Here is a 12409-nt window from a genome sequence, read left to right on the forward strand (position 1 = left end):
AGCGGCGGCGCACGAAAACTCCCGATTTGAATCCCAGTCACTCTGGTTCGGTTTTCCGGTTGGCCGCAAGGCTCCTGCCGCTGTAAGGCAGGCGTTCGTCATTGAATGGCCTGGATCGGATCTTGTACTGGCTCATCCCAACCCACGTGACCTTTGGTAGGGGTCACCACTAGGAGAGGAGGCGCCATGCCAACTATTACTCTTCCCGACGGCAGTCAACGTTCATTCGATCATCCGGTTTCCGTAGCCGAGGTCGCCGCATCCATTGGTGCTGGTCTGGCCAAGGCCACTGTGGCCGGCAAGGTCAATGGCCAACTGGTTGACGCCAGTGACATCATCGACAGCGACTCGACGCTGCAAATCATCACGCCAAAGGATGAAGAGGGGCTGGAGATCATTCGCCACTCTTGCGCCCACCTGGTTGGCCATGCGGTCAAGCAGCTGTACCCGACGGCTAAAATGGTCATCGGCCCGGTCATTGACGAAGGCTTCTATTACGACATCGCCTTCGAACGTCCTTTCACTCCGGACGACATGGCTGCCATCGAGCAGCGCATGCAGCAGTTGATCGAGAAAGATTACGACGTCATCAAGAAAGTCACTCCGCGCGCCGAAGTGATCGAAGTGTTCAAGGCTCGCGGCGAAGACTACAAGCTGCGTTTGGTCGAAGACATGCCGAACGAGCAGGCCATGGGCTTGTACTATCACGAAGAATACGTCGACATGTGTCGCGGCCCGCACGTGCCGAACACTCGTTTTCTGAAATCCTTCAAGCTGACCAAGCTGTCGGGCGCTTACTGGCGCGGCGATGCCAAAAACGAGCAATTGCAGCGCGTTTACGGCACTGCATGGGCTGACAAGAAGCAGTTGGCGGCCTATATCCAGCGTATTGAAGAAGCCGAAAAGCGCGATCACCGCAAGATCGGCAAGCGCCTGGGCCTGTTCCACACTCAGGAAGAGTCCCCGGGTATGGTGTTCTGGCACCCGAACGGCTGGACTCTGTACCAGGTGCTCGAGCAGTACATGCGCAAGGTGCAGCGTGACAATGGCTACCTTGAGATCAAGACGCCGCAAGTCGTTGACCGCAGCCTGTGGGAGAAATCCGGGCATTGGGCCAACTACGCCGACAACATGTTCACCACTCAGTCGGAAAATCGCGACTACGCCATCAAGCCGATGAACTGCCCGTGCCACGTGCAGGTGTTCAATCAAGGCCTGAAAAGCTACCGCGAACTGCCGATGCGTCTGGCCGAATTCGGTGCTTGCCATCGTAACGAGCCATCGGGTGCGCTGCACGGCATCATGCGCGTGCGTGCGTTCACTCAGGACGATGCTCACATCTTCTGCACCGAAGAGCAGATGCAGGCCGAGTCCGCTGCGTTTATCAAGCTGACCATGGACGTTTATCGCGACTTCGGCTTCACCGATGTCGAAATGAAGCTGTCCACTCGTCCGGAAAAACGCGTTGGCTCCGACGAATTGTGGGATCGCGCGGAAGCTGCATTGGCCGCAGCCCTTGACAGTGCGGGCCTTGCGTACGATCTGCAGCCGGGTGAGGGTGCGTTCTACGGTCCGAAAATCGAGTTCTCGCTCAAAGATTGCCTTGGCCGTGTCTGGCAGTGTGGTACTCTGCAGCTCGATTTTAACCTGCCTATCCGTCTGGGAGCCGAATACGTCTCCGAAGACAACAGTCGCAAGCACCCGGTAATGTTGCACCGGGCGATCCTTGGATCCTTCGAACGATTCGTCGGAATCCTGATCGAGCACTACGAGGGTGCATTCCCTGCGTGGCTTGCTCCGACCCAGGCAGTGATCATGAACATCACTGACAAACAGGCCGATTTTGCCGCCGAGGTTGAAAAAACTCTCAACGAAAGCGGATTTCGTGCCAAGTCTGACTTGAGAAATGAAAAGATCGGCTTTAAAATCCGCGAGCATACTTTGCTCAAGGTTCCCTATCTCTTGGTTATCGGGGATCGGGAAGTCGAGATGCAGACTGTCGCTGTGCGTACTCGTGAAGGTGCTGACCTGGGCTCGATGCCCGTCGCCCAGTTCGCTGAGTTTCTCGCGCAAGCGGTTTCCCGGCGTGGTCGCCCAGATTCGGAGTAATTACTATTAAGCGTGAAATGAGACAAGATAAACGAGCTGCACCGAAAGCCCCGATCAACGAGAATATCTCGGCACGCGAGGTTCGGTTAATTGGGGCTGAAGGTGAACAGCTTGGGATTGTGTCAATTGAAGACGCGCTTCTTAAGGCTGAAGAGGCCAAACTGGATTTGGTGGAAATTTCCGCCGATGCAGTACCCCCTGTTTGCAAACTGATGGACTACGGCAAATCGATCTTCGAGAAGAAGAAGCAGGTTGCCGCAGCCAAGAAAAACCAGAAGCAGATTCAGGTTAAAGAAATCAAGTTTCGTCCAGGGACGGAGGAAGGGGATTACCAGGTAAAACTGCGCAACCTGGTACGTTTCCTGAGTGATGGGGACAGGGCCAAGGTATCCTTGCGATTCCGCGGCCGTGAGATGGCCCACCAGGAGCTGGGGATGGAACTCCTCAAGCGAGTTGAAGGTGACTTGCTCGAGTACGGTTCGGTCGAACAGCATCCTAAGATGGAAGGACGCCAACTGATCATGGTCATCGCCCCGAAAAAGAAGAAGTAATCAATAGGGCACGGCAGGCCTTCTGATTATGTTTATCAACTGAATGCGGAGTACCGAACATGCCAAAGATGAAAACTAAAAGTGGTGCTGCTAAGCGGTTTCTGAAAACTGCTAACGGTATCAAGCACAAGCACGCTTTCAAGAGCCACATCCTGACTAAAATGTCGACCAAGCGTAAGCGTCAACTGCGCGGTAGCAGCTTGCTGCATCCGTCGGACGTTGCAAAAGTCGAGCGCATGCTGCGCCTTCGTTAATTTTAGTCAAGAATAGAGGAAGTAACTCATGGCTCGTGTAAAGCGTGGCGTCATGGCGCGTAAGCGCCACAAGAAAATTCTGAAACTTGCTAAAGGCTACTACGGTGCACGTTCGCGCGTATTCCGTGTTGCCAAGCAAGCGGTTATCAAGGCTGGCCAATACGCCTACCGTGACCGTCGTCAGAAAAAACGTCAGTTCCGCGCTCTGTGGATCGCTCGTATCAATGCTGGTGCTCGTGTTAACGGTCTGTCCTACAGCCGTTTCATCGCTGGCCTGAAAAAAGCGTCCATCGAGATCGACCGTAAGGTTCTGGCTGATCTGGCAGTGAACGAAAAAGCGGTGTTTGCTGCGATTGTCGAGAAAGCTAAAGCCACCTTGGCTTAAGTACCCCCGACAATCACCCGGCCTCACTTCCGTGGGGCCAGGTGGTAAACGTCTTAAATAGGGGAAGAGCCTTCAAGCTCTTCCCCTATTTTGTATCTGGAGTCTGTACATGGAAAACCTGGATGCGCTGGTCTCTCAAGCACTAGAGGCTGTGCAAAGCGCTGAAGATATCAATGCCCTGGAGCAAATCCGGGTTCAATACCTTGGCAAAAAGGGTGAATTGACTCAGGTGATGAAGACCCTGGGGAATTTGCCAGCAGAAGAGCGTCCGCAAGTCGGCGCCCTGATCAACGTTGCCAAGGAACGTGTTACAGGCGTTCTCAATGCGCGCATGGCCCTGTTTGAAGAAGCCGAACTGGCTGCCAAACTGTCTGCCGAATCCATTGACGTAACGCTGCCGGGCCGTGGCCAGACCTCTGGTGGTCTGCATCCGGTTACGCGGACTCTGGAGCGTGTTGAACAGTTCTTCACTCGCATCGGCTACGGCATTGCCGAAGGCCCTGAGGTCGAAGACGACTACCACAACTTTGAAGCGCTCAACATCCCAGGCCATCACCCGGCCCGGTCGATGCATGACACCTTCTATTTCAACGCCAACATGTTGCTGCGCACCCATACCTCGCCGGTACAGGTCCGCACCATGGAATCGAAACAGCCGCCGATCCGCATTGTCTGCCCAGGCCGTGTGTACCGCAGCGACTCCGATATCACCCACTCGCCGATGTTCCACCAGGTCGAAGGCCTGCTGGTCGATCGCGACATCAATTTTGCCGATCTCAAAGGCACCATCGAAGAATTCCTGCGGGTGTTCTTCGAGAAAGAGCTGGCCGTACGCTTTCGTCCTTCGTACTTCCCGTTCACCGAGCCATCCGCTGAAGTCGACATGGAATGCGTGATGTGCAGCGGTAAAGGCTGCCGTGTCTGCAAGCAGACTGGCTGGCTGGAAGTGATGGGTTGCGGCATGGTTCATCCGAACGTGTTGCGTATGTCCGGCATCGACCCGGAAGAGTTCTCCGGCTTTGCCTTCGGCATGGGCGTCGAGCGTCTGGCCATGCTCCGTTACGGCGTGAACGACTTGCGTCTGTTCTTCGACAACGACTTGCGGTTCCTCGCGCAATTTCGCTAGTCGTAACGAATTCTTAGGAGAGCAGGATGAAATTCAGTGAACAATGGCTGCGTGGCTGGGTTAGCCCGCAGGTAGATCGCGACGAGCTGGTTGCTCGTCTGTCGATGGCCGGTCTTGAGGTCGATAGCGTTACGCCGGCCGCCGGCGTATTCAGTGGCGTGGTCGTGGGCGAGGTGCTGAGCACCGAGCAACACCCTGATGCCGACAAATTGCGCGTTTGCCAGGTCAGCAATGGCGCGGAAACCTTTCAAGTTGTTTGCGGTGCGCCAAACGTGCGTCCGGGCTTGAAGATTCCGTTCGCCATGATTGGTGCCGAGCTGCCGGGCGACTTCAAGATCAAGAAGGCCAAGCTGCGCGGCGTCGAGTCCAACGGCATGCTGTGCTCGCAAGCCGAATTGCAAGTCGGTGAAGGCAACGACGGCTTGATGGAACTGCCGGCCGATGCCCCGGTGGGTGAAGATTTTCGTGTGTATCTGGAGCTGGAAGACGCCAGCATCGAGGTCGATCTGACCCCGAACCGTGGCGACTGCCTGTCCCTGGCCGGTCTGGCCCGTGAAGTCGGCGCGCTGTATGCCGCTCCGGTCACCCGTCCAGTGGTGCTTGCCGTTCCTGCCGTGCACGATGAAGTTCGCTCGGTAGAAGTGCTGGCGCCGGCCGCATGCCCGCGTTATCTGGGGCGTGTGATTCGTAACGTCGATCTGTCCAAGCCAACGCCGCTGTGGATGGTTGAGCGTCTGCGTCGCGCCGACGTGCGCAGCATCGACGCCGCCGTCGACATCACCAACTACGTGATGCTTGAGCTGGGCCAGCCGCTGCACGCATTCGATCTCGCCGAAATCAATGGCGGCATCCGCGTGCGGATGGCCGAAGAGGGCGAGAAGCTAGTGTTGCTCGACGGTCAGGAAGTCAGCCTGCGTAGCGATACGCTGGTCATCGCCGACCACACGCGTGCCCTGGCAATTGCCGGTGTGATGGGTGGCGAGCACAGCGGTGTCTCTTCGACCACTCGCGATGTATTCCTTGAGTCCGCGTTCTTCGATCAGATCGCTGTCGCTGGCAAGGCTCGTTCATACGGCCTGCACACCGACGCGTCGCATCGCTACGAGCGTGGCGTCGACTGGCAACTGGCCCGTGAAGCCATGGAGCGTGCCACTGGCCTGCTGCTGGAAATCACTGGCGGTGAAGCCGGCCCGATCATCGAGACCGTTAGCGAGCAACATCTGCCGTCGATCGCGCCGATCACCCTGCGTGCGCAGCGCATCACCCAGATGCTTGGCATGGAAATGGATTCGGCACAGGTCGAGCGTCTGCTCAGCGCCTTGGGTCTGAACATTTCTGCTGATGGAGCAGGGCAGTGGCGCGTAGAAGTGCCAAGCCATCGCTTCGACATCAGCCTGGAAGTTGATCTGATCGAAGAGCTGGCCCGTCTGTACGGTTACAACCGCTTGCCGGTTCGTTACCCGCAGGCGCGTCTGGCGCCACAAGCCAAGGCTGAAGCGCGCAGTGATCTGCCAGAACTGCGTCGCCTGCTGGTCGCTCGCGGTTATCAGGAAGCGATCACTTACAGCTTCATCGATCCACGGCAGTTCGAATTGTTCAACCCGGGCGTCGAGCCGCTGTTGCTGGCCAATCCGATCTCCAACGACATGGCTGCCATGCGTTCGTCGTTGTGGCCAGGTCTGGTCAAGGCGCTGCAGCACAACCTGAACCGCCAGCAAGATCGCGTGCGTCTGTTCGAAAGCGGCCTGCGCTTCGTTGGTCAGCTCGAAGGCCTGAAGCAAGAGCCGATGCTGTCCGGTGTTGTCTGCGGTAGCCGTCTGCCGGAAGGCTGGGCGCAAGGTCGCGACACCATCGACTTCTTCGACGTCAAGGCTGACGTGGAAGCAGTGCTGGGCTTCGCCGGTGCGCTGGATTCGTTCACTTTCGCTCCGGGCAAACACCCGGCGCTGCACCCGGGTCAAACCGCGCGCATTGAACGTGAAGGGCGTGAAGTCGGTTTCATCGGCGCTATCCACCCGGAATTGTCGAAAGCCTTGGGTCTGGACCGTCCGGTCTTCGTTTTCGAGCTGGTTCTGGCGGAAGTGGCGCTCGGTAAAATGCCGAAATTCCACGAGTTGTCGCGCTTTCCTGAAGTGCGTCGTGACCTTGCACTGATCGCGCACAAAGACGTCGCAGCCTCGGCTGTACTGGACGTAATCCGTGAAAATGCAGGCGAATGGCTCACAGATCTCAGGCTGTTTGACGTATATCAGGGTAAAGGTATTGATCCTGATAGAAAAAGCCTTGCAGTTGGCTTGACCTGGCAGCATCCATCGCGCACTCTTAATGACGATGAGGTGAATTCGACGACGCAAAATATCCTCACCTCGCTCGAACAAAGGTTGAACGCCACGTTAAGGAAGTGACGTATGGGGGCTTTGACGAAAGCTGAGATGGCGGAACGTCTGTATGAAGAGCTGGGCCTGAACAAGCGGGAAGCCAAGGAATTGGTGGAACTGTTTTTCGAAGAAATCAGGCACGCTCTTGAAGACAACGAGCAGGTCAAATTGTCCGGTTTCGGCAATTTCGACCTTCGGGACAAGCGCCAGCGGCCTGGCCGCAACCCGAAAACGGGGGAAGAAATCCCGATCACGGCTCGCCGTGTGGTCACCTTTCGTCCAGGGCAGAAGTTGAAGGCCCGAGTTGAGGCTTATGCTGGAACCAAGTCATAACGACGAACTACCCGTCATCCCGGGCAAACGCTACTTCACCATCGGTGAAGTCAGCGAGCTGTGTGCCGTAAAGCCACACGTGCTGCGCTACTGGGAGCAGGAGTTTCCTCAGCTCAACCCCGTCAAACGCCGCGGAAACCGCCGGTATTATCAGCGCCAGGACGTGCTGATGATCCGGCAGATCCGCGCGCTCCTTTACGATCAGGGGTTCACCATCGGCGGCGCACGCTTGCGTCTGTCCGGCGATGAAGCCAAAGACGACACCACCCAATACAAGCAAATGATCCGCCAGATGATCGCCGAACTCGAAGATGTGCTGGTGGTACTCAAGAAATAAAAAGCTGCGTTTGAATACTTCCAGTTTTCAAAAGCTTGCGATATATTCTTGAGCGTTCTTCGAGGTGAAGAACGAGATGCAAAACCAGTCGGGGCGTAGCGCAGTCCGGTAGCGCACTAGCATGGGGTGCTAGGGGTCGAGTGTTCGAATCACTCCGTCCCGACCATATTTTTCAATGACTTAGCCCAACTTTAGCCAGTTGGGCTTTTTCATTGGTGGGGAGTTTTTCGGGACTTCACCCAATTTTCCTTTTTAAGATCGTCAGCACCGGCCCGCGTGAGTCTGTTGCTGACACCATATTTGCAGCCTCAATCAGATGCCCGAGCTCGGCGCCCGAGTAGTGACTGGTGATGCTGCCGTTCTTGTGTCCCAGCAAAGCCTTTCGGTCTTCCTGAGTGACACCTGCCGCCCGAAGGCGACGGCCAAACGTGTGCTTCAAATCGTGCACCCTGATGGATGCATACCCTGGGTGAGCGGGGCGAAGGTTTTCCTCCTGCCAGAGTTTTGCGGCTCTCACCCGCGCCTTTTTCCAAGCCGAGTCGTTCATTCGATGTAGAGCAGTGCCGTTGTAAGGGAAAACCCATTCCTTGCTCAGGCCGCGCTGCTTTTCGATGACTGACTTGGCTACGGAGTTGAGCACCACCAGTCGCTCGTCTCCGTTCTTCACCCCCGATCGCTCGTTGCGGCCGCCGAAGTCGGACGGTATCAGGAACACGCTGGCGCCAAGCTCTGGCACCGAGATCTCCCAATCCCACCTCAACTTGCAGACCTCTTGCTCGCGACAACCCGTGTTCACCTTGAACAGGGCCATCGTTTGCAGGTGAGCCGGCAACTCTCCGAAAAGAATCGACTGTTCTTCCCAAGTCATTGGGTAGGGCTCGCGAACCTTCTTCTTCAAATCCAGCTTGGCCAGCATCGGAACTGAATCAAGCCAAGGCCTGCGCTCCTCGTCCCGCCACTTTCTTGCGCAAAGCGATAGAACCCGAATCACCCGCTCGATTGAGATATTGATCGTGCGAGGCGCTACCGGCTTCAACTGCTTCCCGCACGGCAACACCATTCCTTTCAAACGATCTTTCACGAACGGCTCAAGTGCTTGGTCATCGATGTGAGTCAATGGCAGATCCTTGAGATAAGGATTCAAATACTTCAGGTGGTGCGCCGTCAGCTTGATTGACGGCTGATCCTTGCTCTCGATCAAAAACCTAGTTGCTGCTTCTTCCCAAGTTCTGGTTCGGCGTACGCCGTATACCTTTTGCTGCCGAAGCTGCTCAAGGCGATGAATCAGGTACTGCTCTGCTTCTTGCCTGTCACCAGTTCCAGTGCTTTCTCGAAGTCGCTCACCTCGGAAAACCTTGTCGATTTGCCAGACCCCACCTTTCTGGTAGAGACCGGAGATCGCTTTTCTCGCCATGGTTTGCCTCCTTTGGCTTCACCCTGGCGCTCGCTGCGGGGGTGATTGTTGTCCTGATTCGCCGCCTTTTCAACCGACTTGCGCTCGACATAGGCGTCCGCCCATTCATCAAGCTCGATCCGGTCGAAGGCCACACCTTGTTTACCGATCGGGAATTCCCGAACGCTTGGGCGAACTGTTTTGTTGAATTCGTCCCGGCACATGCCGAGGTAACCAGGAGCATCGCCAAACCTGATGAAGCGCGGTTGAATGCTGCTGGCCTTTGCCGCTGTGGCGTTTGCCATGTGATGCTCCATGCCGCGCGTGGCGGCAGAAGGTGGTTGATATTGGTTGGTTGCGCATGGGCTACAGTTGATTCGAAAGGAAACTGATCTGGAGTAAATGGATGTTCAACAAGTATCCCGAGCAGAAGCAAAGCCGCGTGTCGCTAGGTCTGCTTGGTGCCGCACTCTTGACGCTGGGAATATTTCTCATCGTCATTGATGCAGTTGGTGGCCTTATTTTCGCCGTCGGCGGAGGCGGGCTTGTCATGCTGACCTGCCTAGCGAGCGAGCGAACATTCGAGAGAGCGTTGCGAGTGCTGAACTGGTTTTGAGTTGTCCCCCGCAACTTGGCCGTACACCGGCAGGCTGTTGAGTTGGGGGGAGGGGTTACTGCTGGATGAGTTCAGCGGGGATTTTCACGGTCGCCCCGCGCTTGGCGAAAACCACGGCGCGAAACACTGCGATGGTTCGGGTTTCGCCTGGCTGGCGGTTGAACGGATCGTTGATGACGTCGGCCAGCCAAGGCTTGTGGTGGCCAACATCGACCCAGACGCCGTACTTCGTGATCAGTTGCTCGGCGTCGGGCTGGGCGAACCGTTGAAGCTGGCCAGCAACTGGCTGCTGCTCACCCTCAATCGCGTTGATTGCCCAGTCCAGCGCCGGGCCGTTCAGTTCCTCGGTGCGGACGCTGACCATGCGGTTCATCGCTCGCGCCTCTGGAAGCCAGTGCAGCGCACGATCACCGTCTGCCCGTCGCTCGAAAGCGGCGGCATTGTGCTGAAGGGAAGGTGGCTGCAATTGCGGTGGGCGTGGGCGCAAGTGGCGCACATGCCTCCTTTGGGTTGGTGGGTCATGGCTTCTTCCACTTGAAGGGTAAGTCCGTAGGCGGGAAGAACAGGTGGCGCATGTTCGCGACGTTGACTATGTCGCGATCTGCCGGGAACACCTCCACCGCATCCCGGTCGCCGCGCCCGCACTCTCGCTTGAGGCGCATCAGTTCATCCCACGTCACCGGTCGACCCAGCTGTCTCCGTTGTGTGTTGACCGGCAGATGCTCATGCGCTGGTAACCGGCAGGCTCGGTATAGATCTGGACGAGGAAGTTGCGCGATCGCCAAACCTCAACGAGGTCGGGAGGCTTGAAGCCGGGCCACTGTTCCGGCGGGACTTGCTGAAGGTAGGTCGGAAGCTTGGCGTTTTCCTTTTCCAGCGTGCGGCGTTGTTGCCTGGACGGGTTCATCGCCACGGCCCCTTGTAGATGAGGTAGGCCATGTAGAGCGGGGCGAAGATCATGGCGTCACCTCGCGGCGTGCCCACCAGCAGACCGGGCCATCGTCGGTGTTGTGAATAGCCAGGCAGAACCAGCCTTCGCCTTCAGGGCGGTCAGGCTCCCAGTAACTGAAATCAGGGGCGTCGGCTTCGAAGTAGCGATCAGCAACGGCTTCGTCAGCGTATTCAAGGCAGACCTGTGTAACGGTCAGCCCCTGTTCCGCAACCCAGGCTTTGCACTTGTCGCCGTCACCCTCGTCGAAGTCGGGCATATCCGGATGCTGGAATGAGCCCATTTCGTCCCGCACGACTGGGGCTGACTGGATCAATTTGATTTCTTCAGGCATGACTTCGTCCTTGCCGCTATAGCGGCTGACTTTGAAGGGGGAGGGGGGTGTTCGTATCTAACAGCAGACTGGGGTGCCATACTGCTTTCATAGGAATATCGACTCGTATTTCCGAGTCAGTCCTGCTGGGCGTGCGTGTTCAAATGCTTACGGATGAAGATTTTCGATTCAAGGCTCACCACTACTTGCTCGACCTTGAAGCAACCAACAACCATCTTATGCTGCTTGTCGTCGCCGGTGAGGTGACGGGCAAGATTTGGAATGACGCACTTACAAGGCAGAAGTGCTCCTACGCGGCCTGGCTCGAAGCTGTCGATGCCAACGAAGTGTCTGACGTCCCCCTAAGCTAATTCGCTATGCGCTGCTCTATGTCACTGTTTTCGTCGATATTGAGCGATAAAGTGTCGCTTATCATCTGATGCATAATTGCGCATCCAAATAGAGGGTAGGCGATGCGCATACGCGGAAGCGTTTACTGGAAGTGGGCTGATCCTGAGATCCACTTTCGTAACAAAGATGAGCGATTGTCAGATGGCACATTTCTGAGCGTACAGGTTCGCACCTCAAGGACCGGCGAAACGCAGCTCTTCCTAGGCGTATACGGCCAACATGGAGCGATGTTGCTCGAAGAGTCCTTCGATTCCCGTCCGGGCGAAACGATGACTCAGGCCATGACTTGGGGATTGGCACGTGCAAAAGAGTTTGTCGCCATGACTAAGGGCTCCGCGCCGATTTCAAAACCCGAGCAACTCCCTCGCAAAGGCTCAAGCCGAGGTATTTAGATCTCCGAATTTAAAGCTGATGAAGTACCCCTTGCTGTCTCCATAGCGGCTGACTTTGAGCGCGGAGGGATGAGCGTAAAATTGACCGGTGGTCAGACCGCATGAATTATCAGAAGTGATCGTACTCGACTGTTCGAGGAGCAGCTGTTTCTCAATGGCGGTGAGTTCCGCGCAGGAGAAAGGTTATGCCTTCCATCGACGACTTCAGATTTGAGTCGCACCAGCTCCTTTTAGAGCTTGATGCTGCCACCATGGGAATGATGACGCTGGTTTCATCCAGTTGTGTATCAGGCCCAGCTTGGGATGCTGCCAACGAAAGGCAGCGCGAAGCCTATCGAAGTTGGGATGCTTTTATGAATACCCCGCCCATCGCTGACACCGACAAGCTTCCGGCTGAAGTCGAAACGTCGAATTAGGCGAATGGCGCTGACTTTGAAGGGGCAGGGAGTTACTGCTGGGTTGCGGCTTTGAGGCGTTGTTCGAAATCATCTGGGTATTCGCGTTCGTCCTTGAGGTACTTGAGCAGATCGACCGCTTCAGCCTGTTGAAAGGTCAACTCATCAATCCTCTGATCCGCTGCGTTCAGGCGCTGCTGCATGGCGTGACGCTCGGCGGTGATGCGATCCAGGTGTTGAGCCAGTGTGCACGCAAAGTCGCCCGCCAACCGCTCACTGATGTACTGCCGGTAGTCGTGGCGCTTGAGCACTGTTTTGAACAGGTTGGCGACGTAACCGCGTCCGCCATCTGGCGTATTCAGATTAAAGCCAAGTTCAGTGTTTTCTGAGGGCATGGGGCGTCCTATGCCGGGGCATGCCCGGGCGGTGGAGGGTGGAAGTTTTAAATGGGCTGAGCTAACTTTGCT

General features: G+C 56.4%; 19 protein-coding genes and 1 tRNA gene. 13 read left to right on the forward strand and 7 right to left on the reverse strand.

The window, feature by feature from the left end; all coding sequences use genetic code 11:
• Positions 1-186 precede the first annotated feature (186 nt).
• From thrS to ICA16_RS22690, 9 genes are all read left to right on the forward strand, one after another.
• Positions 187-2109 (forward strand): threonine--tRNA ligase, encoded by a 1923-nt coding sequence (gene thrS / locus ICA16_RS22650; protein WP_042558692.1) that lies wholly within the window; start codon positions 187-189, stop codon positions 2107-2109.
• On the forward strand, positions 2109-2660 hold the full coding sequence (gene infC, locus ICA16_RS22655) for a translation initiation factor IF-3 (protein WP_176469887.1): 552 nt from the start codon (positions 2109-2111) through the stop codon (positions 2658-2660). Before thrS ends, infC begins: the two co-directional genes overlap by 1 nt.
• A 59-nt stretch (positions 2661-2719) precedes the next feature.
• Positions 2720-2914, forward strand: coding sequence for a 50S ribosomal protein L35 (rpmI, locus tag ICA16_RS22660; RefSeq protein WP_002553160.1), 195 nt, complete (start codon positions 2720-2722; stop codon positions 2912-2914).
• Between the two features lie 28 nt (positions 2915-2942).
• Positions 2943-3299 carry a 50S ribosomal protein L20 gene (rplT, locus tag ICA16_RS22665; protein ID WP_042558693.1) on the forward strand — a complete coding sequence of 119 codons (357 nt, stop codon included), beginning with the start codon at positions 2943-2945 and terminating at the stop codon, positions 3297-3299.
• Positions 3300-3408: 109 nt separating this feature from the next.
• Positions 3409-4425 carry a phenylalanine--tRNA ligase subunit alpha gene (gene pheS / locus ICA16_RS22670; protein ID WP_003226365.1) on the forward strand — a complete coding sequence of 339 codons (1017 nt, stop codon included), beginning with the start codon at positions 3409-3411 and terminating at the stop codon, positions 4423-4425.
• A gap of 26 nt (positions 4426-4451) precedes the next feature.
• The gene (gene pheT / locus ICA16_RS22675) at positions 4452-6830 is read left to right on the forward strand and encodes a phenylalanine--tRNA ligase subunit beta (protein WP_210555610.1); all 2379 of its coding nucleotides are present in this window, start codon (positions 4452-4454) and stop codon (positions 6828-6830) included.
• 3 nt (positions 6831-6833) lie between these two features.
• Positions 6834-7136, forward strand: coding sequence for an integration host factor subunit alpha (ihfA, locus tag ICA16_RS22680; protein WP_002553164.1), 303 nt, complete (start codon positions 6834-6836; stop codon positions 7134-7136).
• Positions 7117-7473, forward strand: coding sequence for a MerR family transcriptional regulator (locus ICA16_RS22685; protein ID WP_003179985.1), 357 nt, complete (start codon positions 7117-7119; stop codon positions 7471-7473). Before ihfA ends, ICA16_RS22685 begins: the two co-directional genes overlap by 20 nt.
• Before the next feature lie 89 nt (positions 7474-7562).
• Positions 7563-7639 (forward strand) — tRNA-Pro (locus ICA16_RS22690).
• Between the two features lie 69 nt (positions 7640-7708).
• Here the strand turns inward: ICA16_RS22690 and ICA16_RS22695 are convergent.
• The gene (locus ICA16_RS22695) at positions 7709-8872 is read right to left on the reverse strand and encodes a tyrosine-type recombinase/integrase (protein ID WP_338049958.1); all 1164 of its coding nucleotides are present in this window, start codon (positions 8870-8872) and stop codon (positions 7709-7711) included.
• Positions 8758-9171 carry a hypothetical protein gene (locus ICA16_RS28355; RefSeq protein ID WP_338049955.1) on the reverse strand — a complete coding sequence of 138 codons (414 nt, stop codon included), beginning with the start codon at positions 9169-9171 and terminating at the stop codon, positions 8758-8760. Before ICA16_RS28355 ends, ICA16_RS22695 begins: the two co-directional genes overlap by 115 nt.
• 101 nt (positions 9172-9272) lie before the next feature.
• On the opposite strand from ICA16_RS28355, the gene ICA16_RS22700 reads away from it, so the two are divergent.
• Positions 9273-9482: a hypothetical protein gene (locus ICA16_RS22700; protein WP_210701627.1), complete on the forward strand. Its 210-nt coding sequence runs from the start codon at positions 9273-9275 to the stop codon at positions 9480-9482.
• A gap of 55 nt (positions 9483-9537) precedes the next feature.
• Here the strand turns inward: ICA16_RS22700 and ICA16_RS22705 are convergent, their stop codons facing one another.
• Genes ICA16_RS22705 through ICA16_RS22715 form a run of 4 tightly spaced genes read right to left on the reverse strand, consistent with a single transcriptional unit; the run spans position 9538 to position 10765 of the window.
• Positions 9538-9978 (reverse strand): hypothetical protein, encoded by a 441-nt coding sequence (locus tag ICA16_RS22705; protein WP_228734212.1) that lies wholly within the window; start codon positions 9976-9978, stop codon positions 9538-9540.
• A 22-nt stretch (positions 9979-10000) separates the two neighbouring features.
• Positions 10001-10162, reverse strand: a complete 162-nt coding sequence (locus ICA16_RS28575) for a DUF7694 domain-containing protein (protein WP_422662533.1) — start codon at positions 10160-10162, stop codon at positions 10001-10003.
• The gene (locus ICA16_RS28240) at positions 10159-10389 is read right to left on the reverse strand and encodes a hypothetical protein (protein WP_228734213.1); all 231 of its coding nucleotides are present in this window, start codon (positions 10387-10389) and stop codon (positions 10159-10161) included. Before ICA16_RS28240 ends, ICA16_RS28575 begins: the two co-directional genes overlap by 4 nt.
• Positions 10390-10438: 49 nt before the next feature.
• Positions 10439-10765, reverse strand: coding sequence for a hypothetical protein (locus ICA16_RS22715; RefSeq protein WP_210701628.1), 327 nt, complete (start codon positions 10763-10765; stop codon positions 10439-10441).
• A 47-nt stretch (positions 10766-10812) separates the two neighbouring features.
• Here ICA16_RS22715 and ICA16_RS22720 point away from each other — a divergent pair, with 47 nt between their 5' ends.
• The 3 genes from ICA16_RS22720 to ICA16_RS22725 all read left to right on the forward strand — a co-directional run bounded on the left by ICA16_RS22720 (position 10813) and on the right by ICA16_RS22725 (position 11963).
• Positions 10813-11115 (forward strand): hypothetical protein, encoded by a 303-nt coding sequence (locus tag ICA16_RS22720; RefSeq protein WP_338049956.1) that lies wholly within the window; start codon positions 10813-10815, stop codon positions 11113-11115.
• A gap of 102 nt (positions 11116-11217) precedes the next feature.
• The gene (locus tag ICA16_RS28245; RefSeq protein WP_228734214.1) at positions 11218-11547 is read left to right on the forward strand and encodes a hypothetical protein; all 330 of its coding nucleotides are present in this window, start codon (positions 11218-11220) and stop codon (positions 11545-11547) included.
• A gap of 185 nt (positions 11548-11732) precedes the next feature.
• Positions 11733-11963, forward strand: coding sequence for a hypothetical protein (locus ICA16_RS22725; RefSeq protein ID WP_210701629.1), 231 nt, complete (start codon positions 11733-11735; stop codon positions 11961-11963).
• Between the two features lie 32 nt (positions 11964-11995).
• Here the strand turns inward: ICA16_RS22725 and ICA16_RS22730 are convergent, their stop codons facing one another.
• Positions 11996-12337: a hypothetical protein gene (locus ICA16_RS22730; protein WP_210701630.1), complete on the reverse strand. Its 342-nt coding sequence runs from the start codon at positions 12335-12337 to the stop codon at positions 11996-11998.
• Positions 12338-12409 lie beyond the last annotated feature (72 nt).

Source organism: Pseudomonas anatoliensis (assembly GCF_017976235.1).
Classification (GTDB): Bacteria; Pseudomonadota; Gammaproteobacteria; order Pseudomonadales; family Pseudomonadaceae; genus Aquipseudomonas; species Aquipseudomonas anatoliensis.

Coding starts and splice junctions, on each gene's coding strand:
- ICA16_RS28355 (WP_338049955.1), bottom strand. CDS start 9,171: ATGGCAAACGCCACAGCGGCAAAGGCCAGCAGCATTCAACCGCGCTTC.
- ICA16_RS22700 (WP_210701627.1), top strand. CDS start 9,273: ATGTTCAACAAGTATCCCGAGCAGAAGCAAAGCCGCGTGTCGCTAGGT.
- pheT (WP_210555610.1), top strand. CDS start 4,452: ATGAAATTCAGTGAACAATGGCTGCGTGGCTGGGTTAGCCCGCAGGTA.
- ICA16_RS22725 (WP_210701629.1), top strand. CDS start 11,733: ATGCCTTCCATCGACGACTTCAGATTTGAGTCGCACCAGCTCCTTTTA.
- ICA16_RS28245 (WP_228734214.1), top strand. CDS start 11,218: ATGCGCATACGCGGAAGCGTTTACTGGAAGTGGGCTGATCCTGAGATC.
- ICA16_RS22685 (WP_003179985.1), top strand. CDS start 7,117: ATGCTGGAACCAAGTCATAACGACGAACTACCCGTCATCCCGGGCAAA.
- thrS (WP_042558692.1), top strand. CDS start 187: ATGCCAACTATTACTCTTCCCGACGGCAGTCAACGTTCATTCGATCAT.
- rpmI (WP_002553160.1), top strand. CDS start 2,720: ATGCCAAAGATGAAAACTAAAAGTGGTGCTGCTAAGCGGTTTCTGAAA.
- ICA16_RS22730 (WP_210701630.1), bottom strand. CDS start 12,337: ATGCCCTCAGAAAACACTGAACTTGGCTTTAATCTGAATACGCCAGAT.
- ihfA (WP_002553164.1), top strand. CDS start 6,834: ATGGGGGCTTTGACGAAAGCTGAGATGGCGGAACGTCTGTATGAAGAG.
- ICA16_RS22715 (WP_210701628.1), bottom strand. CDS start 10,765: ATGCCTGAAGAAATCAAATTGATCCAGTCAGCCCCAGTCGTGCGGGAC.
- rplT (WP_042558693.1), top strand. CDS start 2,943: ATGGCTCGTGTAAAGCGTGGCGTCATGGCGCGTAAGCGCCACAAGAAA.
- pheS (WP_003226365.1), top strand. CDS start 3,409: ATGGAAAACCTGGATGCGCTGGTCTCTCAAGCACTAGAGGCTGTGCAA.
- ICA16_RS28240 (WP_228734213.1), bottom strand. CDS start 10,389: ATGAACCCGTCCAGGCAACAACGCCGCACGCTGGAAAAGGAAAACGCC.